Consider the following 22,195-nt stretch of genomic DNA (forward strand, 5'->3'; position numbering starts at 1 on the left):
CAGGCGCAGCAGTGCGTACGGCACGGCCTCCAGCCGCTCGGTGAGCGCCACGAGGTCCGGCAACGCGTCCGCCGGCAGCGCCAGCGCACTGGCAAGGTTCCGCACTGGCTGCGCGGCGTTCACCTGGAGGGAGGTGGTCCGCGTCGACGTGTCCGGTTCCTCGGCGTCGGTGGTCTCCGCCACGTCGACCGGGGGTGCCTGCGCGGTGACGTGGACGTAACCGTCCGTACCGGTCTGCCCCCACGTCACGGTGTACGCCGCTGTGGCCGGGTCCGCGGCCAGTTCGTCGCGGACGTACGCCGCCTCGAACTCCTCGTGCGTCTGGCGCGTGCCGTACGCGAGGACGCTGGTGTCGTCGACCGCCTGGACACGCCACAGCAGGACGCCCGGGGTGGCCGGGATCCGCTGGGCCCGTACCAGGTCCGTCAGGAGGGGGTCCTGCCGGTCCGCCGCGTTGCGCGGCGGGACGAAACGGCCGGACGGCGTGTGGATGGCGGTGCGCGGCACGTCGCCGAGGCCCAGCAGGGTGGCCTCCGGCGAGTACCGCAGGGCCAGCAGATCCGACACCCGGAAGACGACGCTGAGGCTTTCGCCGCCGTAGCGGAGCGCGCCGCGCTCGTTGGCGCCGTGGATCGTCACCTTGACGTAGGCGTCCGCGAAGTCATGGGTGTGCCAGAGGGTGGTCTGCGCGGTGCCGTCGACGCGGCTCATCGCCCAGCCGGAGCTGCTGACGGACTGGCCGGCGGAGCGGTTGAACGACATGGGGCCGGTCACTGTGGCGACCGGCGCCTGCTGGCCCTCTCCCAGCGGGACGCCCTGGCCCCAGCCGAGCGAGAGGCTCTGCCCCTGGCTGGTGCCGAACGACATCCCGTTGTTCTGGGAGCCGTAGTCGCTGCGCTCGGACGTCCCCGGGTGCCAGCCGAGCGACGCGCCCTGCGTGGCGGGCAGCACGGCGATGTCGAGCACACCGGTGGTGTCGGTGAGGGGGCCGCCCAGGCTGCGCAGCGCCGGGCCGACGGTGGCCGGGGTGCCGGTGAGGCCGTGGAGCAGCGCATGGCGGGTGAGGACGTGCGGGTCGAAGTAGCGGTGCAGGCCGTCCTGCGAGAACTGCCCGTCGCGGACCAGGTCGCCGAGGTTCGCGCCGTGGTTCCGCAGCGCCGCCGTCACCTGATCGAACAACTGCCGTACCGCGTCGGGGTTGAAGACCACGCTCACGGACTTGAGGGACAGTTCGGAAGCGGTGATCGCGAACCGGTGGGCGCGCGCGAGGTCGGTGTCCGGACTCGGGGCGATCAGCTGGTGGACGACGGGCCGCGGCCGCCGCGTGGTGGGCAGGTGGTCCGGCAGCTGCGCCAGCGGGACGGTGATCTCCTCGCGCAGCGTGACCCGCCCCGCGGGCCCGGCGGGCCGGCTCATCGTCTGGAAGGCGCGGGCGGTCTGGCGGGCCAGGTCGAGGCTGAGGGTGTTGACGCCCCGGGACGGCACCACCGCCCGGCGGAGGCTGATCTCCAGCACGCCGTCCAGCCGGAAGGTGGCCAGGGTGCCGGAGACGGTGTATCCGTCGTGGCGGCGCGTCAGGACACTCGTGCTGAGGCTCTGCGACGTGCTTGTCGAGTGGCCCAACGACGCCGAGCCGCCCGAGAACATCGGGCTGAGCGAGTGGCCCCTCGCGGTGCCGCGGCTGACCCCGAGTTCCTGGCGGGTGTTCCACTGGGTGTAGCGGCTGACGGTGCCGGGCGCGAGCCGGTGGGTGAAGTGCGCGCCCCGTCCTTCGGGGTCGCGGTGGAGGCGGAACACCAGTTGCAGGTGGGTGGTGTGCCCGGCCCCGGGCACGGTGGTGTGCAGCACCATCCCGGCACCGGCCATGGCGTCGGCCATCGCGTGCAGGGTGCGCGGGGTGAGGACGGTGTCCAGGGTGCCGGACAGCGCCGTGCCCGGGGTCTGGGGCGTCCACTGGGAGTCCAGGGCGGTCCTGGCGTGGGTGGTGAGGAGCTCCCCGACCTCCGCCATCACCTTCTGGCTGAGGGTGGCGGGGCTCTCCAGGTCGTACCCGTGCTGCTCGGCCTCCGCCAGGTCCCTCTCGTCGGCGGACGGCAGGAAGCGTTCGCTGACCGACGCCGGCGGCAGCGCGGTGACCGGCAGCGTGTCCGGGACCGTCCGCTCCTCGGCAGGGTCGATGGTCGGCCACTGCGGGGTGAGGAAGGTGATGCCCTGCGGGACCACCACCTGATCGTTCTCAACCTCCGGAGACCAGTCGCGGAGCAGGTTGACGTTCTTGGACTGCACCGTCAGATGCCACACGACCCGTCCCGTACGGGGACGGTGCGGCAGCGCGCCGCGCGCCACGAAGCTGCCCGGGCAGACGTTGGTGATCTCCGCGAGGCTGCGGCCCTTGCTCGGGGAGAAGGACTGCCCGTACCCCAGCCCGCCCGTCGTGTCCCCCGAACCACCGGCGAAGGTGGCGGAGTGGGAGTGGTTGAGGTGGTTGGTGGTGACGCTGCCCACGTCGGAGAAGCCCGCGGAGTACTCCGCGAGGTCCATCGTCGACAGCGTGACCGGCTCGCCGGCGTCCACCACGTCGGTGATCTCCGCGCGGAAGAGCAGCCGGACCCGGCGGTTGGTCAGGGCCCCGTCCAGGACCACCTGGGTGGCCGCCGAACCGGCGCCGGTGTGCAGCATTGCCACCAACTGGTCGTGGGTGAGGGCCGTTTCCAGATGGGTCCGTGCCTGGTGGGACGGGACGCCGTGCGCCGTCAGCAGTTCCAGGGCGCGCCTGCGCAGTGCGGTGATGCCGGACACGCCGAGCACCCGGTCGTGCTGGGTGAGGGTGACCGGGACGCCGTCCGCCGGCGTTTCGGTGACGGGTGCCTGCGCGGCCGGGACCGGTGTGGTCGCCGGGATAAGCCAGCGCGCCTCGGCCTCGATCACCCGCGGCTGGGTGAGCGACGGGACGGTCTGCGCCACGCCGCCGGAGGGTGCGGGGCGCAGCGCGCGCACCAGACGGTGCACCGCACCGGTCAGGCCGGGCGCCGGAACCTTCCGTACGGTCACGGACGTGACCAACCGCACCTGGTACGTCAACTGGTGGGCGGGGCCCGCGTAGTTGAGGCCGGACAGCAGATATGCGTAGGACGTCAGGCCCTGCTTGGCGGTGTGGCCGTGGGAGAACAGCTTCACCTCGCTCCCGTGACCGACGTGGGGGCCCCAGCCGCTCGACACGCCCACGCTCAGCGCCAGCTTGGTGCTGTGCGACTGGGAGTTGGCGAAGTCCCGCATGGCGCTGGGCCACAGGTCGAACCCGGCCTGGGGCAGATGGACGGCGGACAGCGGTGCGATGGCCTCCCCGGGCACGACGGGCACCCGCTCGGCACGCACCTGGAAGTGGACGGACTCGGTCCCCCCGTCGGCCAGCGGCCGGGCGAAGGTACGGCGCAGCCCCTGCTCCTCAAGGGCGGCGGACGCGTCCCGGTCGCCGAACAGTTCCGTGAAGCGGGCACTCAGCGACTGGGTGTGGAAATGGGTGTCCAGGAACGTCTCCAGGGCCACCAGCTCCGCCGCGGTCCACTCCGGCGCGCCGGTGGACCGCCGCTCATGGAGGAACTGCTCGCGCAGCTGCTCCCGGACATCCGTGTGGTGCCCGTGCCGCGTCAGGCGGGACAGTCCGACCGGGCCGTACAGACCCGAACTGCCCGTCGGCTGCGTCAGCTCGTCCGGGATCACCGGCTCCGGGGCGTCCTGCTGCGGCGCGTACGTGACGGGCAGCGGGGCGCGGGGCAGGAGGCCCTGGCTCTCGTCGTCCACGATGCGGCGCAGCGCGTCCTGGAAGGCGTCGGCGAGCTCCTCGGGCACCCGCACGACGGCCGCGACGTTCTCGGCGAACTCCCGGCCGAGGTCGTCGCCGAGGGTCCGCACACCGGCCTCCAGCCGGACGGTCAGCAGGAAAGGCACGCTCCGGCCGTTGAAGCGGGCGCTGTGCCAGCGCCCGCCGCCGGTGTCGCCCGCGGAGCTGAACGACGCGGACGTACCGACGTCGAGCGTCACCGGGAACTGGAGGGCGGGCAGGGCGGTGCCCGCAGAGGGGGTGGCGCCGGCGGTGAAGGAGAAGCCGCCGCCGGTGGAGGCGGAGGCGCCCTGAAGCTCAAGCCAGCGCAGGTTGAGCACGGTCGGCAGCGCGCTCGCGTCGCCGATCCGCTCGACGCCGGTCACCTGCCCCGACAGCCCGCCCTGCAACATCCGGCCGTCGTTGAGCGGCACCGGCGGCAGGGTCATCCCGCCGTTCAGGATGCGGGCGAGATCGTTGAGCATGCTCAGTTCGCCGAGCCGGTTGTGCACGTACTCATGGAGCGGGCTGCCCGGCCGGGTGTCGGGGACATAGGCGTGGAGCAACTGTTCGCGTAGGCGCCCGAGGCCGCCGATGTGCTGCCCGATGGAGAAGAACCGCAGGACCTCCTGCGTGAACCGGCGGCGCAGCGCGTCGGGCGCGCCGATGGGCAGGGTGGCGTGCCACGGCGTGACGGTGCGGTTCGTGGCCGGCTCCACCAGCTCGACGGGGAAGGCGACGAGGAGCTCGCCCTGCTCCGAGCGAGTCCGGTGCTGCACCGGCACCCCGGGGCCCCCCGTGATGACCTCCAGTTGGACGCCGGCGAAGGTGAAGTGCGACAGCTCGCCGCTGTAGCCCAGCGACGGGTTGGTGTACGCGTTGGTGCTCCGGCTCTGGTCGTACGAGCGGGACGACGACAGGCCGACGCTCGCCTTGGGGGTGACCGGGACGTTGCCCGGTGCGAGCGGCACCTTGACGGCGGCGCTCAGGCCGACGGAGGCACCGGCGCTCTCCGAACTGCCCGTCGAACGGTTGGTGGTCGCCTCCTGCGGGCCGATCAGCTTCTCGCCGTACGGCCGGTAGGGCGAGGTGGTGTGGGTGGCGCGGTCGCGCTGGATGCCGGTCAGCCGGACGAGGATGGTGTGCTCGGCCTGGAGGAAGCCGCCGGGCACGATGATCGTCAGACCGCCGTCGACGAGACGCCGGGAGAGGTTGTTCGCCCCCAACCGGTCGAGATACGCGCCGAGTTGGGCGCGCACCGAGGACGTCAGACGGCTGTGGAGCGCCTCGTCGATCTCGTCCGTGGTCGGCAGCAGCGAGGCGACCAGGTCACCGAGGACGCCGGAGGGCGGGCCGCCGGGCAGGACGCTGCCGTCGAAGCGGATGTCGCCGAAGGAGACGACGGAGCCGAACAGGCCGAGCGGGAACTGCGCCGACTGCCCGGCGACCCGCTCGACGCCGAAGCCGACCGGCGGCACGGGGGTGTCCGGGAAGGTCACGTGCAGCTCTTCGTAGGGCTGGATCTCCTCGACCACCGGGACGGTGAGGCCGTACTCCGTCGTGGCCGGGAGGGAGGCCGGGACGAGCACGGGGAACTCGAAGAGCTCGTAGATGCCGCTCTCGTCGTCGCTCTCGTCGTCGGTCTCGTCGTGGAGCTCGCCGACGGTCCGGTCACCGGTCCTGCCGGACTCGTCCTGGGCCTCGACGTCGAGTTCCTCGGCCGTTTCGCCGACGGGCCTCACCGTCAGGCCCGCGGGCAGCGAATAGGTGAGGTGGACGATTTCGTGGATCAGGCCCTCGGCCGCGTCGTCGTGCTCGTCGTTCTCCTCGGCCGCGGTCGCCGCGGGGAGGAGGTCCCGGGTGTCCTGGAGGGTGCCGCTGGACGAGGGGGCCGCGGCGTCGAGGGCGCGGAGCGCGTCGAGGTCGGCCAGGAGCTCGGGGAAGAGGCCGGCTTCCTGGACCGGCCCGGACGGCGCCACGAGCAGCCTGCCGTGGGCGTCCACGTCGACGGAGTCGACGGTGACCGGCCCGGCGGGGAGCAGCGGAGCGGGATCGTCACGCCACAGGGAGCTACCGGCTTCGGTCCACAGCACCCGGTCGCCGAGGTTGACGGCGCGCAGCGGGGGACGCGCGGTGCCGAAGCGCATCAGCGAAGCCGCGCCTCGACCGGCCGTCCGGAGCTGCTCGGTGATCTCCGAGACCGCGGCCCGGGGCGCGTTGCCGCGCGCCACGGCGGCCTGGCGGTACCGGTCGCTCTGCCACTGGCCGAGGAGGTCCGACGGCTGCGTCGATCCGGCCGCCGATGCGCCCGGCACCTGGTCCGGGGTGGTCGGCGACTGGGCCAGCGGCATACCGACGTCGATGACGCCGACGGCCCGGAGGCGGCCCCCGGCCTGGCGGAGGCTCGCCACGGTGAGGGGCTGCCGCTGCGTGGCGCTCTGCGCGACGGTGACGAGCAGCAGACGGCTCGCCTCGTCGGCCGTGACGCCGGGGAAGACCTGCCGGACGAGCCCGTCGAGCACCGCGGGCGTCAGGAGGTCCGGCGCGTGCCCGGCCTCCCGCGTGGCCAGGTCGACCAGTCGGCGCACGGCGATGAGCCGGGAGACGGCGCGGCCGGGGCCGAACCGTTCCGCGGGGTGGAGCGCGTCGTACAGCTCCGTCAGGTCGGTGGCGCGCAGGGGGGCCAGGACGCTGCGCGTCATCCGGTCGCCCAGCCAGCCGAAGTGCGGCTGCTGCGGGCCGACGGCCGTCAGGCCCTCAGCCACCGGCCGGACGCCGCCGTCCCGCTCCGCCTGGAGCGCGGCCTCGTCGAGGCCGAGCGACGCCGAGTCCTCGTTCTGCGGCGTCTCCTCAGCGGTGTCCTGCGGCAGCGCCCGCTCGGACGGGGGGACCGGCCGCGGCACGTCGAGCACGGCGGGCGGCACCAGGGCCCCGGCCGTCGCCGTCACGGCGCCGCCGTCGCGCGCCGCCGAGGTGGCCGCCGCGTTCCGCGGGGTGAACGTGCGCCACGTGCCGCGGTTGCCCTGGGCGTCGTGGTAGAGGAGGAAGCTGAATTCCTTGACGTGCGGGGTGGCGGCCACCTTGGTGGTCGGCGCCACGACGTTCATGCCGGTGGCGTCCGCGATCTGCTGCGCGATGGAGTTGCCCGCCGCGTCGGTGGCCGCCGCCTCACAGGCGGCCAGCAGGATCCACGCCTTGTTCCCCGCGCGTTCCTTCAGCGCGACGACGCTGTCGCGCCGCCGCAGCGCCCGGCCGAACGACGTGCCCGACATCCGGACGGGCTTGCCGTTCACCGGAACGGTCAGCCAGCCCTTCTCCCCGTGCAGCAGCGCCAGGTACAGGTCGTCGCCCGCCTGCCAGGGCACGGTGTCCAGGTCGCTCTCGGACACCGTGTGCCGGACGGTTTGCGCGCCGTCCCCGTCCGGGAGGCGGACCTGCCGCTCGGGGTCGAAGTGCGCGAAGTGCCGCCTGGTGAGGTCGAGATCGGTGTGGGTGAGCAGCCGCTCCCGCACGTCGTCGGAGGTGTGGAAGGAGCGGCCGGCCGGCCGCAGGGAGCCGGGGGAGACGATGAGGAGGTTGTCGATGTCGGAGGCGTTGACCTGCACACCGTCCGACGTCGTCAGCTCCAGCTCCGTCTCCTCGGCGCTGTCCTCGGCGAGTTCCAGCTCCAGTTCCGGCAGCTCGGCCTCGTGCCGGAACCACTCCCGCACGCTCGGGTGCAGCAGCTCCCGCAGCGGGCTGGTCATCTGCGGGGCGTGGTAGGCCGCGTACGCCTCGGCGAACCACGCACCGGGCGTGGCGAACTGGTAGGCGGACACCGCGTGGGCGCGGGCGGCGGCGGAGTAGCTGAGCCACGCGCCGGTTTCCCGGTGGGTCTGGTAGATGCGCCCGTCGTGCTCCAGCAGGCCCGCGCCGCCGCCGTCCCGCGTCCACGGCTGTGCCATGGCGTCCCGCAGGAGGGTGACCATGGCCGTCAGCTTCCCGAACCGCTCCGCGTCACCGTCGGCCAGCTGCTCGGGGATCCGTGCGATCCGCTGCGGGTCCGGTCCCTCGGCCTGTGCCGTCGGCGTGATCCGGGACGTCACCTCCGCGAGAAGACCGTCGAACGTCCTGGCGTCCGGGGTGGCCGGGGTGTAGGTGGCGGCGGTGAGGTCCGCGAGGGCGAGGAACGCCGTGGCGACCTCGGAGATCTCCCCGTCGGTGTACGTCCGCCAGCCGCCGAACTCCGGCTTGTGGGCGTGCTCCTGCGCCCAGCCCGTCCGGGCGTCGACGGAGCGGCCCACCTCGTGCCGCAGGACCCACTCGACGAGGTTGCCGCGGGGCGGCACGCCGGAGATCTGGCGCGGCGCCCCGGTGGGAGCGAGGAGGTCGGGGGTGGTCAGGTCCTGGTGGCCACCGGCCGTGACGAGGTCCTTCCACCATCGCAGCGCGGCGTCGTCGAGGTCGGGCCGGGTGCCCAGCCACGACGGCATGCGGAACGGGTGGGTGAGGCGGACGGCCCGGTCGTCGGACCGGTAGGCGCTCACGGGCGTCCCGGTCGTGTTGCCGGTGACCGCCGTGAGCTGCGGGTTGTCCTCCACATCGCGGCGCGGCAGGGCGCCGAGGACCTGCTCGATCCGGTCCAGCATCGCGTGGTCGAAGTGGTAGCCACTGCTCGATCCGGCACCGATGAGCGTGCCGAACCGGCGGGTCAGCTCCGCCTCCCGCGCGCTCGCGCCGGTGTTCCGCAGCCAGCCGCCGATCGTCCGGGCCGGGGCGACCGCCACCGGACGGGACAGCGCGGTGCCCTGGGGGCGGAGGGCGGGCAGGTCCCAGGCCGGCGCGGAGCCGCGCGGGACCTGGCCGGACGCGTGGGCACCGGAGGGGGCGAGCGGCTGCTGACCAGGGGGAGCCGTCAGGTTCGAGGCGCCAGTGAAGTCGAAGTAGGCATCCAATTCGTCGACGGGGGCGGAGGGCCCGGCGTCGGAGAAATCTTCGTCGGAGAACTCGGCGTCGGAGAACTCTTCATCGGAGAACTCGGGCGAGGACTCGATCGTCGCGTTGCCCTGGAGGGCGGCGGGATGTCCGGCCGGCAGCAGCCTGCGGAGCCCCTGCGCCAGACGGCTGTTCCTGGACAGCAGGCGGTCGTTGGTCAGGGCGGTGTAGGTCTCTGCGGCCCACTGCGGTGACGGCGCGTCGCCGCCGTTGAGGTGTCGCTGGATGCCTTGCCGGGCCTCGTGCAGGCGGGTGCGCTCGATGTGCTGGACCGTGTGACGTTCGAGCGTGTCCACACCGTCATGCCGGTGGAACTCGTCCGCTCCCCGCAGCGAGCGCGCCGCCTTCTGGTCCGGAAAGAGAGACCCGTAGTCGTAGGCGTGTGCCTCGGTTTCCACCACGAGGGTGCGGCCGGGGGCGGGGGTTCCCCGCTCGTCGAACCACATCCACTTGTCGGGGTGCTCGTCGAGGTGCTTGCCGATGTGCGCCCTCACGTCGCTGAGCGAGCCGGTGATCCGCTCCAACGTCGGATTCTGCGGATCGACTCCGATGGCCTTCAGCCATTCATCGACGGTCAGCGGTCCGAGTTCCAGGGCGGGGTCCAGCACCCTCAGCGTGATCCTGCCTGCCGCGTCCTGGACGGGGGTCGCCGCGGCGATGTGGTAGCCCCATTCCACGGGCAGGGTGCCGAGCTGTGCGGCGGCGCCCTCGGCGTGCGCGGACGCGATGGTCAGTTGCGGGCCGGTGCGGACGGCCATGAGCTTGCGGACGGGCGTGTTCCATTGCTGGAGCTGCATCGTGATCATGTGCGCGCGGAGGTGGCACCCGTTCTCCGGGTGCCGGTGGGGCACGGGACGCGCCCCGTGCTGCGGATGCTGGTACTCCAGCGTCGCCAACCGCTCGTACCACTGCCGCGCCAGCGTCTCGGAGGCGGGCGTCGCGCGGGTGACCTCGCCGAACGCCTCGCCGATCTGGTGCTGGAGCTGCGGAGACTCGCTGGTGCGCCGCCCGGCGAGGGCGAGGGCGTGCCGCAGGCCGCGCCTGTCGAGCTTCTGGTAGGCGTCCTCGACGGACCAGATCTTGCGCAGGTCCCGGCCCAGCCCCCGGACCATGTCCACGGCCTGGGCAGCGTGGCCGTCGGTCAGCAGGAGGGAGAGCCGCAGCGCGTACGCCTCGACCTGCGGCGTCTTCGGGAGCGGAACGCCCTCGGCGACGTGGCGCAGATCGATGTCCCACAGACCGTCCTGCGCCGTCGGTCCGTAGAGGTGCTCAAGGATCCGTAGGGCGTCCGCCGGGGTGAGCGAGCGGTTCCCCACGACGAAGGCGAGGCCGGCGGGGACCGTGGAGCCGGTCACACGGTGGAACGCGCGGTCGAAGTCGTCGCGGGCGAAGCCGTCGGCGGGCCGGGCGTGACCGGCCACCAGCGCGTGCAGCGCCTGCACGTCGACGACCGGCGCGGCCAGGCGATTGCGGAAGTTGACGATGAACTGCTGCTCGGCGAGGGAGAGGGGAGTCCCCGCGCCGAGGGCCTGCGCCGGAGCGAGAACGTCGCTCCGGAGGGCGGCGGGGTGTCCGGCCGGCAGCAGCCTGCGGAGCTCCTGCGCCAGCGGGCTGTTCCCGGGCAGCAGGCGGTCGTTGGTCAGGGCGGTGTAGGTCTCTGCGGCCCACTGCGGTGACGGCGCGTCGCCGCCGTTGAGGTGTCGCTGGATGCCTTGCCGGACCTGGTGCAGGCGGGTGCGCTGGATGTGCTGGACCGTGTGGCGTTCGAGCGTGCCCACACCGTCATGCCGGTGGAACTCGTCCGCTCCCCGCAGCGAGCGCATCGCCTCGGTGCCCGGCGTGATGTCCCCGTAGTCGTAGGCGTGTGCCTCGGTTTCCACCACGAGGGTGCGGCCAGGGGCGGGGGCGTCCAGCTCGTCGATCCGCACCCACTTGTCGGGGTACTCGTAGATGTGCTCGCCGACATGAGCCCTCACCTCGGCGATCGAGCCGGTGAGCCGCTCCAACGTCGGATTCTGCGGATCGACTCCGATGGCCTTCAGCCATTCATCGACGGTCAGCGGCCCGAGCTCCAGGGCGGGGTCCAGCACCCTCAGCGTGGTCCCGCCTGCCGCGTCCTGGACAGGGATCGCCGCGGCGATGTGGTAGCCCCATTCCACGGGCAGGGTGCCGAGCTGTGCGGCGGCGCCCTCGGCGTGCGCGGACGCGATGGTCAGTCGCGGGCCGGTGCGGACGGCCATGAGCTTGCGGACGTGCGTGTTCCATTGCCGGAGCTGCATCGTGATCATGTGCGCGCGGAGGTAGCACCCATCCTCCGGGTGCCGGTGGGGCAGGGGGCGCGCCCCGTGCTGCGGATGCTGGTACTCCAGCGTGGTCAACCGCTCGTACCAATGCTGCGCCACCGTCTCGGAGACGGGCGTCGAGCGGGTGACGTCGCCGAACGTCTCGGCGAGTCCTCGCTGGAACAGCCGGGGGTCACTGGTGCTGCGCCCGGCGAGGGTCAGGGCGTCCCGCAGGCCGCGCCCGTCCAGCTTCTCGTAGGCGTCCTCGACGGACCAGACCTTGCGCAGGTCCCGGCCCAGCCCCTGGACCATACGCAGGGCCTGGGGAGCGAGACCGCTGATCAGGAGGAGGGAGAGCCGCAGCGCGTACGCCTCGACCTGTGGCAGCTTCGAGAGCGGAACGCCCTCGGCGACGTGGCGCAGATCGAGTTTCCACGGAGCGTCCGGTTCCACCGGTCCGTAGAGGTGCTCAAGGATCCGTAGGGCGTCCGCCGGGGTGAGCGAGCGGTTCCCCACGACGAAGGCGAGGCCGGCGGGGACCGTGGAGCCGGTCACACGGTGGAACGCGCGGTCGAAGTCGTCGCGGGCGAAGCCGTCGGCGGGCAGGGCGTGACCGGCCACCAGCGCGTGCAGCGCCTGCACGTCGATGACCGGCGCGTTCAGGTGACCGACGAAGTCGGCGATGAACTGCTGGCCGGCGAGAGGGACGAGAGCCCCCGCGCCGAGGGCCTGCGCCGGAGCCGGAACGACGCCCTGGGGCAGCTGGACGGGCTGCTGCTGGGGCTCGTCGTACGAGACGGCGCCGTCGAAGATCTGGGCGTAGATCGAGTCGACGGGCTGCTGTTGGGGTTCGTCGTACGAGACGGCGCCGTCGAAGATCTGGGCGTAGATCGAGTCGTCGGCCTGCGGTGACAGGGCGCCGACCGCAAGGGTCCCCTTCGCCGTGGTGAGGTGGGCGAACGCCGCCCGCTGCGCCTGGTCCCGGCGCATCCACGCGTCCCGCAGGACCGCCGCGGCCGCGTCGAGCCGGGTGCGTGCCCCGGTGAGGTCCGCGTCGAGTTCGTCCAGGGCGGCCTGGTCCGCGGGCTGCGTCCCGCGCCGGGCCTGCCGGTCGGTCCGGACGAGTGCGTCGTACTCCCGCAGCCGTGCCTCGACGTCCGACTGCGCTCGTGCGTACGCCTCGTCCGTGTCGAGCGCGGCGGCGACATGGTCCCCGGCGCTCTCCAGCGCGTCCTCCACCACGGCGAGCGGCACCTGAACTGCCGTCACCGGGCGGTGCGTCGTCTCCGTGGGGGCCGTCGTCGGGAACTGCGTGAGCGACGCCGCGCCGGGCGTGAGCAGCCACTCACCGATCACCGGCGTGGCCGGGGCGTTCACGGGCTCGGGGGACAGACCGGTGCGCCGCGTCGCGGCGTCCAGCAGCTGCTGTGCCGCTGCCGACTTCTCCTGGGCCGCGGCCCAGGTCCGGTGGGCCCGCTGCGCGTCCTGACCGGCTTCCTCCAGCCGCGTCGCCGCCTCCCGCTCGGCCGTCTGCGCCTGTGCCAGGCGCACCTTCGCCTTCTCCGGATCGGCATCGGCCGGATTCTGCTGCTGCGCGTCCGTGGCCGGCGCCTCGTCCGTCGCGCGCGGCTGCGTGCTCTGCCCGGCCCGCAACAGCTCGGCGTACGCATACACCCTGCTCCACAGCACGACCTGCGCCTGCCGGTGCGCCTGGTGGGCCGCCGCGAGGCCGCCGAGCGCCTCCTGACGTGCCGTGGACGCCTGGCGCAGCTCCGCCGCGGTTTCCTCGGCGTCGCCCCGGAGCGCCGGCAGCGCGGCGGCGGCCTCGGCGGTCAGCGCCGCCTGCCACTCCGCCCGCGCCGTGGTGAAGCGCTGCTCCGCCTGCGCCGACAACTCCTCGAACGTGGCGTGTTCGGGCGCCGCCTGCTGCTCCGCGGACCGCTCCGACCGGGCCTGCCGTACCGCGTCCGCGGCCGCAGCCAGCTCCTCCTGGGCGGCCTGGGACCGGGTCAGCGGCCGTGCCAGGCCGGACACCAGCGGCACCGCGTGCGGGACGGCCGCGTCCTGCGCCGTGTCGGGCGCGGTGCGGAACTCCTCGTGCAGGGCGGTCCCGTCCTCGTGGAACGCCGCCTTCCCGGGCGCGAAGCCGATCAGGGAAGGGGAGCCGGACTGCGTGGCGGGCACCGGGCCGGAGGCCGCGGTGTCGGGGGACCAGGACGTCGCGAGGTCGTACGGGGCCCAGACCCGCAGGTAGGCGGTCATGAGGTCGTCGGTGAACCGCTCCCTGAGACGGGTGCGGGTGGTCTCGTCGAGCGTGTGGTGGCCGGCGAGGGCGTCGAACGCCGTGTCGGCGGCGCGCAGCACGGCCGGGACCTCGGCCTCGAAGTGGAGGTGGGCGGGGAGGGTTTCCTCCAGCTGCGCGAACCGCAGCCGCCAGTCCATGAGGCCGCCGGTCAGCTCCGTGAGTCCGGAGTGCGCCCCGGCGAAGGACGCGTCGAAGTCGGCCGCCGCGCGCTCGCGGAAACCGGCCGCGGCCCGTTCGACCGCCTCGTCGGACAGCGTGAGCCCGGGGTTCGCGGCCCGCCATTCCGTGAGCGCCTGCGCGAACGCCGCCGTGGCCCCGGAGAGCGCCGACACCTTGGCGGCGACCGCCACGAGCCGGGGGTGGACCACATCGGCGCCGGCCAGCCCGGCGTACGTGGCCTCCCAGCCGGAGAGGGCCTGGGTATCGGCGACGGCCTGGTCGAACGCGGCGTTCACCGCGCTCGCGGTGGCGTGCTGCACCGACGCGACGGCGGCGGCGAGCGCCTGCGCGGGCGCCAGGGCGGGGAAGTGCCGCAGGAACGCCCCCGCGTCCGCGTTCTCGGCCAGCGGCGCGGTGGCGTCCGCGACGTCCTGGAGCGCACGCGACAAAACCGCTTCGCGGGCGGCCTGGCGCGTCAGCCGCGCCGGCAGCTCCGCCACCGTCGCCTCGTACACCTGCTGCCACCGCGCCAGCGCCTCGGGGCTCTCCCCGCGTGCCGCCGCGACGGTGTCCGGCCGCAGATGCCGGGAGAACGCCGTGTTCACCTCGGTGAGGTGCCGCTCGCGCAGGGCGTCGAGCCCGGGCTGCGAGAGGGTGGTGTCCTGCGCCCCGAACGACGCGAGCAGCGTGCGCTGCTCCTCGGCCGGGTGGTCGGTGAAGACACGGACGGCGTCGTCGAACTCCTGCTCCGCGCGCCGGAGTTCCGACACCCGCAGCGCCCGCAGGTCCAGGTCGTCGGGGAGTTCGCCGAGGAGGCGCCGCAACTGCTGCACCCCGGCCCGCACGTTCGCGGACAGACGGGTGCCCTGGGCGTCCGCGGGGGAGGCGAACGTCGCCCGGACGTGGACGTCGAGCCGCTGCGCGAACAGCTCCCACTCCTCCTCCGCGACCCGCGCGATCAGCTCCTCGTCGAGCGCGAAGGCGGGGGACGCGGCGCCGGGGGCGAGCAGCGCCCGGCTCCAGGACCGCACGGCGCGGTCGAAGGCGGCACGGCCCCGTGCGTGGGCGGTCTCGCGCGCGGCGTCCAGGGTCATCCGGCCCTGGACGGAATCCCGCAGCTCCTCCGGGGCGGCGCCGTCCTCATGGATGCGGGACGCCTCCTCGGCCAGCCGCTCCGCCTGCTGCGGCGACAGCGGCCGGCCGCCGTCCCGCGCCCACTCCTCGACGCTCTCGCGCACCTGCTGCCGGTGCGCGGCGTCCTCGTTCTCCTGGGCAAGCAACTCGCCGTATCCGGCCCGGAGTTGATGCTCGGCGGCGTGCATGACCGCCGTCCGCCAGTCATCGGGCGCCGCATGCGTCGGGACGGGCGTGGCGGGGGCGGACGCGTCGGCGAGCAGGTCCGGGTTCTCCCGCAGCTCGGCGCCGCGCCGCAGCACGGCCATCCGCTCCGCGTACGCCTTCTTGACCTCGGCCGACGCACCGGGGGTGCGCTCCAGGGACTCGATCGCCTGCGCGCGGTGGAGGTGCCGTTCGGCCTCGAACCAGCGGGTGGTCTCCGCGCTCCATTCGGTGTGGGGCGCGAAGTCGTAGGAGTGGCTGTACTCCGAGAACCGGCCGATGAGATGCGCCATCGGCGCGGCGACGGCGGTCAGCCGCTGCGCCGCGGCGCGGACGGACCGGTCCCACTCGTGGCCGTCCGCGGTCCGCTCGGTGCGCGCCTCGACGTACTCCTGCTCCAGCCCCGCGAGCTTGGCGTCGTACCACGTCCAGACCTTCTCGTCCCAGTGCGGCTGGTGACGGCTGAGATCCTTCTCCGCCGTCAGGCCGTCGACCGGACCGGTCCGGGACGTGAGGGGGCCCTGCCGGAGCGCCGCGCGGAACTCCTGCCGCAGCCCCTCCCGCTCCGCCCAGTCGGCCCGGGCCTGCCGGTACGCGGGGCCGACCGTGCGCGCGGCGGCGTCAGCGGCCGCGGAGTCGGTGAGTCCGTCCTCGACGCCCCGGGCGAAGTGGCCGCCGAACTCCTCCCGGAGACGGGCGGCCTGCCGCGTGGCGTCGAAATCGCGGTGCGGGCCGTCGGTGCCGAGGTGCGAGTCGTGGTACGCCCACGACCGCTGGCGCAGCTCATCCGCCCGGTCCGACGCCGGCTGCCGCATCAGGGAGGGTTCCTGAAGAACCGTCTGTCCGGCGGAGTGCCCGGAGCCCTGCGCCCCGGCCGTACGGGACGGCGTCGCCTCGTGGACGCCCTTCGGCCCCTCGGGCAGCTGCTCACGGGTGCGGCCGGGACCCTGCGCGGACCGCCCCTCGGTGACCTGCTCGGACCGCTCCTTCGTGACCTGCGCGGACCGCTCCTCGGTCAGCTGCTCCTTCGTACGGTCCCCCGTGCGGTTCCCGGGAGCCTGCTCCTGGGGCCGGGCCTCGGTGACCTGCTGCTGTGCCCGGGGGCCGTCCTGCGCGGTGTGCTCGGGTGTGCGGGTCTGGTCCCGGCCGGTCGCCGGGTGCTCCCCGGTCAGGTCCTTGCCGGAGTTCTTCGGGGCGTCCGGACGGGAGTTCTGCGGTACCTCCGTGTCGACGGGGGAACCCGCCGAGTCCCGGCCGCCGGAGGGCGCGGAGTCCCGAGTACCGGAAGTCGCGGGCCCCTTCGGCACGGACTGCCGCTGTCCCCGCGCCCCGTCCAGCCCCCTCTGGAAGTCGTCGGCGCCGTTCCGCTCGACCTCCAGCCAGTTCTTGAGATCGGTGGCACCGGGATGACGGAAGTGGTCCTCCAGAGCGACCCAGTCGCGCCGGAAGGAGGAGGCCACATCGTCGCCGCCGGACCACTTGCCGTCCGCCGGGGTGTGGTGCAGCAGACCGTCGCCGAACTGTCCCTCGAAGACCTCGCCCGCCTCCCGGGTGGCGAACTGCCGGGCCTCATCGATCTCCGCCTCGGCGGCGAAGCGGTCCACCACGGCCCGGGAGTCCTCGCGCCACTGCTGGAAGCGCGGGTCGCGGTCGCCGCCCGCCAGCGGCGACCGGCCGGTCCGGGCGCCGCCCAGGTGCTTGTCGGCGACCCGCTCCAGCTCCGCGGCGAGCTTGTCGCGTATCCGCTCGACGCTCACCGGGTCGTGCATCAGCGACTCGCCGTCGGCCCGCGCGTGCAGGTCGCGGACGTGGGCGTCCAGCTCCTCGTGGAACCGCAGCCGCCCGGCGAGCCCGCGCTCGCCCGTCATCGCCGCCATGGCGTTCCGGCCGTGGCCCGCCGCGCGTCCGGCGGCGTGCGGATCGGCCTTGCTGCCCGCGTGGAACGTGTCGAACGCGTCGTCCACCGCGGCCCTGAGGTCCTTCTCCAGGCTCCGCGCGGCCGCATCGACGACCGCCTGGTCCACGTCGTGCCGGAGCGCCGCATCGGACAGCTTGTTCCGCAGCCCCGGCAGCTGCCGCTCTATGTGCAGCTGCTCCTCCAGCTTCCGGGCGGCACCGTTCAGCACCAGGTCGGACGCCTCGCGCGCCTCCACGCCCGCGGCGTGCAGCCCCCGCGCGTCGCGGTAGGTGTCCAGCAGCCGGCCGCGGGCGGTGGCCCGCCACTCGTCGCGGACGGCGTCCCGCCCGGCGCGGTCCGCACCGCTGCCGAGGTCGTACCGCTTCATCAGGTCGTCGACCTGCCGCTCCGCGCGGCGGGCGAATTCGAGCCGGTCGCGGACGGTGCCGACCGCGTCGCCGCCGTCCGCCCCCGGCTTCCGCGCCGCCGCCAGGTCGTCGGCGTACCGGTCCTTGACGTGGCGGACGAGGTCGTCGGGCAGCGGGTCCTTGCGGAACTCCGGGGTGGCCAGCAGATCGTCGACGGCCTTGTCGGCGGTCGGGGACCAGTCGCCGTCGCGGTAGCGCCGGTCGAAGCGGGTGGGCAGCTCGTCGATGACCTTCTGGTGGTACTGGGACCAGGAGTCGTGCAGCCCCTCGCGGTCGGTGCTCTTCACCAGGCCCGATTCGGGCAGCTCGGTGAGCTTGTCGAACCGGCCGCGCAGCTCGGTGGCGGCGTCGTCCAGCACCGCCTTGATGTCGGCGTCGCCGGGCGCGTACGCCGTGTCGCGGCCGATCAGGTCGCGGAAGTGGTGCGCCCCCGACTCCTCCGCCGCGTGCGCGGCACGCCGGGCCGCGGCCGCGGCGTCGCCCGCGCCGCCGGCGGCGTCCAGGGCCTGCGTGGCGGCCTTCTCCGCCGCTTCGGCGGCCTCGCGGGCCTGCGCGGCGGCCTCCCGGGCGGCGGCCAGTTCGTCCGCGGTGCGCGCAGCGCCGCTCTTGCCGCCCTGCTGGATCCGCTCGGTCGCCGCCTTGGCGCTCGCGGCGGCGTCCGTGGCCCGGGCGCCGGCGTCCCGCGCCGCGGCCGCGGCATCATCGGCGGTACGGGCCGCGGCCCGGGTCTCCTGGACCTTGGCGACGTCCCCGTGCAGCTCCTCGCCGGGGGCTGAGGTCTCCCTGCCGTGTGCGGCGGCCCGCTCCTCGGCCGTGAGGGACTTCGGGGGGACCGCACCGCCCCGGCCGCCCTTCCCGGCGACCCGCTCCAGGGCCTCGGCGGCCTCCTTCGCGGCCGTGGCCGCCTGCCGTGCCGACCCGGCCGCGTTCTTGGCGGCTTCGGCGGCCTGCTCGGCGGTGTGGGCCGCGCCCTCGAACCGCTGGTGCGGCGGCTGCCACTCCCGGGCGGCGTGCCGTACGTCGTCGGCCAGCTGCGCCAGGTGCTGATCCCGTGTCCCGGCGATGTCGACGAGGGTCTCGTAGTGGTCGAGGAGCTGGTCCCGGGCCGCCCGGTGCTCGGCCGCCCGGGCGGCGTCGTGCGCGGCGTCGGGCGCCCGCTCGGGGGTGTGCCAGCGGACGCCGTCCATCCGGCCGTCCGACCAGACCTTCCCGTGCCCCGACACCCAGTCGTGGTGGAACTCCGCCCACATGCGGTCCGCGGTGGACGAGTGCAACTCCCGGTGCCCGGCTGCCATGTCGTCCCACGCGGCCCTCGCGTCGGCGGTCGCCTCGGGCAGCCGCTCGGCGCCCGCCCGCAGCTCCGGCGTCGCCTTGCCGATCTCGGCGAGGTTCGCGTCCAGCTTCGTCAGCGCGTCGTCGACATGGGTGGGGGAGTAGTCGGTGCCCAGGCCCTCGCGGACGTCGGTGACGGCGCGGTGCCGCAGGTCGTTCTGCCAGCTGCGCACCTGCTCGCCGTGCGAGCCGAGGTCACCGGCGGGGCGCTCATGGCTGTTCCACCGCTCGTGGACGCCGTTCTCGAAGCGGAACCGCTCGTCCAGGCTCCGGTTGAGCTTCGACAGCCCGTCCTGCGTGAACTTCTCGATGTCCCGGGCGCCGGCCTCCATCGGCTTGCCGTGCAGGTCGTCGAGGAGCTTCTCGGCGTCCCGCCGCAGCGAGGCATGGACGCTGTCGGCCAGCTCCCCCTTCGTGGACGAGGCGCCGGGCCGGTTCGCGAGGTCCTTGTCGAGGCGGGTCGGCAGATCGTCGACGAACCGCCGGAGGTCCTTACCGGCCTGGATCTCGGCGTCCAGCCGCTTGATCAGCCCCTCTTCCCGCATCGGCCACTTCTTGACCGCGAGGTCGTGGGCGAGCTGCTGCTCCTTGGCGCTGAGCTGGGCGAATGGCCGCATGCGCTGCTTGGTGGCGAGCAGCTTCGCGGCCTCCTCGTCCACCAGATCGCGGAACGCCTGCCGCCCGCCGTGCGCGTAGCGGTCGTGCAGCGCGGCGGTCTCCTCCTTGTTCAGCCCGGCCCCGAACTCCTGCCAGGCGTCGACGTGCTTGTCGACCGCGCCCCGGAACTCGGTCTCCCGGCCCAGCCGCTCGGGCAGCCCCTTGCGCATGCTGTCGGCCATCTGGCCGAACCGCTGGCCCTTGTTGCTCACCTGCCAGTGCGGCTTCGACTTCAGCTCGCCGTACGTGGCGTCCGCGGCGTGGCCCAGGCTCTCCTCGTACTCCTTGGCGGACCGCTCGATGAGGTCGGACTCATGGCCCTCGGCGCGCCACTGCTTGCGCGCCTCGGCGATCTTCGTCTCGATCTGACCGTCCAACTTCACCTGGAGCTTGTGGAGTTGGGCGCGGCCCCGGATGGTGTCGCCGAGCTTGTCCAGCTCCTTCTGCCACTGCTGCTCGGCCTTGGCGAGATCGCCGGGACGGACGTCGCGACCCTCACGGAACGGCCCGAAGAGGTCGTCGAACTTGGCGCGGGCGTCGCCCACCAGCCCGTCGAACACCGTCTGCCGTTCGGCGTCGTCCAGCGACCGGAGCGCCTTGGACGAGCCGGTGGTCTCCGTGAACTTCTCCTGGAGCTTCCGGCCGCCTTCGGTGAAGTGCTCGTCCGAGGCGAGCTTCTGGCCGCGTTCGGCGGTGGCCAGCTTCTCGGCGGTGTTCTTCTTCAGGGTGTCGCTCTCGGTGGCCCACGCCTTCGTCTTGGCGGCGTTCGCCTCCTTCGCGGCGGCGGCACCGGACTGCTCGACCCGGCCCGCCGCGCCCTCGGCGGCCCCACTGCCCGCGTGCAGGGGGTCCTTCGGGCCGGGGCCGGGGTGGACGGCGTCGTCCGCGGTACGCGAGACAACGTGCTCGCCGGAGCGCGTGCCCTCGGCCGCGGCGTCATGGCCCTTGTCGCCCTTGCCGCCGGAGGACGCCGAGGTGTCCTTCGGGCTCTCGGCGGGCGCCTTCGTCTCGGACGTGGGCGCGGCGTCGTTCTTGGCGGTCTTCGGCTGACCGCTCTCCTTGGTCGGTACGTCCTTGCTCGGCAGTTCCTTCGACGGGCCGGTGGCGGTCCGGTCCCCGGTGTTCCGGCCTTCCGCGGCGGACTTGGTGGTGGCGGGGGACTTGTTCTCCGTGACCGCCCTGTTCTCGGTGACGGCCTTGTTCTCCGTGACCGTCTTGGGCTCGCCGGCCTTGTGCTCGGTGACGGTCTTGGGCTCGCCGGCCTTGTTCTCCGTGCCGGACGGCTTGTTCTCGACCGACGGCTTCTCCCCGGCGTGCGTCGCCGACGCGGACCTGTCCGTCGTGCCCTTGCCCTCGGTGGCCGCCGGGTTGGGCTCGGTCTTGGCGGTGTGCTGCGGCTTGCCGGCCTCCGCACCGGACTTGCCGTCCTTCATCCCGGGCGCGATGGCGTCCTGGTTCTTCGTGCCGCCGGTGTTCCCGGTGAGGTCCTGGTTCTTCGTGCCGCCGGTGTTCCCGGTGAGGTCCTGGTTCTTCGTGCCGCCGGTGTTCCCGTTGACGTCTTGGCTCTTCGTGCCGCCGGTGTTCCCGTTGATGTCCTGGTTCTTCGCGCCGGGGTGAGGGGCGAGATCGGCACCGCGGCCGTCATGGACCGAGGCGGGCGGGGTGTCGGCCTTGGCGTGCGGGGCGTCGGCCGCGGGGTTGCGGCCGGGCGGGGTGGGCTCCAGCGACGCCTTCGTGCCCGGGACCTTCTGCAGGCCCTCGTGCCCGACGTGCTGCGCACCCTTGCCCGGCGCACCGGCCGCGCCGGGTGCCTCGACCGTCGACGGGTTCGGGTGCGAGGTGGGGGCCCCGCCGAGATCGGCCTTCGGCTGGTGCGACAGCTCTGCCTGGGGGCGAGCGCTGTTCGTCGGGGGCATCACGTCGTGGGGCGTGGGGTTCCCCTTGGTCCCGCGCGGCGGACCCACCGACAGATGAGGATCGATGTTCCCCGGGATCTTGGTCTGGGGCAGCCCGCCGGGGTGAACCGTGTCCGTCTTCGGGGGAGCGATGTTGCCGCGGCTCGGGAGGGCGCCGCCCGGCCCGTCCGGCAGCTTGTTGACGAGGTGGCTGTCGATGTTGCCGATGCCCGGCGGCGGGGAGAACGACCCCTTCGGCACGTCGATCCCGGCCGCGCCCTTGCCGCCTCCCATCGGCGGCGCCTCGACCTTCGGGTCGAACTTCGGCGCCGTCAGCTTCGGGCCGCGCGCCAGATCGCCCAGCCCTCGCCGCAGCGCGCCGAGCCCCTTCAGGCCCGGAGCGAGAAGGCTGGCCCCGCCCGCGAGACCGATGTTCAGGGCCTCGTGCTTCCACCACTCCTTGCTGCCGAAGTCCGGCATGTCGGTGTGGGTGACGGCGGCCGCGAGCGCCTGCGCGCCCATGTCGGCGCCGATCTGCACCACGATGTTGAGGATCACATCGATCGCGACGGCACCGGCGTAGGCGGCGGCGACCGCCATGCCCTCCATCACCACGCCCATGGCTTCCAGCACCGAAGTGAGCGCCGCAAGGATCGTGCCCAGCGGCAGCAGCACCGCCAGGGCCACGACGGCGAGCAGCGGCAGCAGGGTGACGAGCATGAGCTTGATCGCCTCCATCTTCGCCGCGTGCAACTCCTTGGCCTGCACGTCCTTGATGAAGTCCCCGTACGCGTTGATCGCGTTGCCGACGTCCCAGGCGTGGCTGGCGGCGGACGAGAGCTTGTACCGCAGCGGGCCCCAGGCCCAGACGACGGCGATCTCGCGGGCATCACCGGACCACTGGACGCCCTGGATGGAGTCATCCATGGCGCACATCTTTTCCCACATCTGGTCGCCGAAGTCGATCCACGCGTTGCCAAGGGTGTAGATCTCGTCGGCAATGGTCGGATCGGGCTCGTACATGGCGACATCACCTTGATGGGGAGAGAGGGAAAGAAAAAGGAGGTTAGCCGGGCCCGGGGAAGGCGCGAGCTGGAAATATCAGCGA

General features: G+C 73.4%; 1 protein-coding gene (only partly in view). It reads right to left on the reverse strand.

Annotation, left to right across the window (positions count from 1 at the left end; all coding sequences use genetic code 11):
- Positions 1 to 22,110, reverse strand: partial view of a protein-glutamine glutaminase family protein gene (locus tag ACFWWQ_RS00210; protein WP_384587557.1) — the start only. 39,288 nt of this gene lie to the left of the window's left edge; the window shows 22,110 of its 61,398 coding nt (coding positions 1–22,110); the start codon lies at positions 22,108 to 22,110; its stop codon lies off the left edge, out of view.
- Between the last annotated feature and the right edge of the window lie 85 nt (positions 22,111 to 22,195).

The organism is Streptomyces sp. NPDC059080, from assembly GCF_042739975.1.
GTDB classification, from domain to species: Bacteria; Actinomycetota; Actinomycetes; order Streptomycetales; family Streptomycetaceae; genus Streptomyces; species Streptomyces benahoarensis.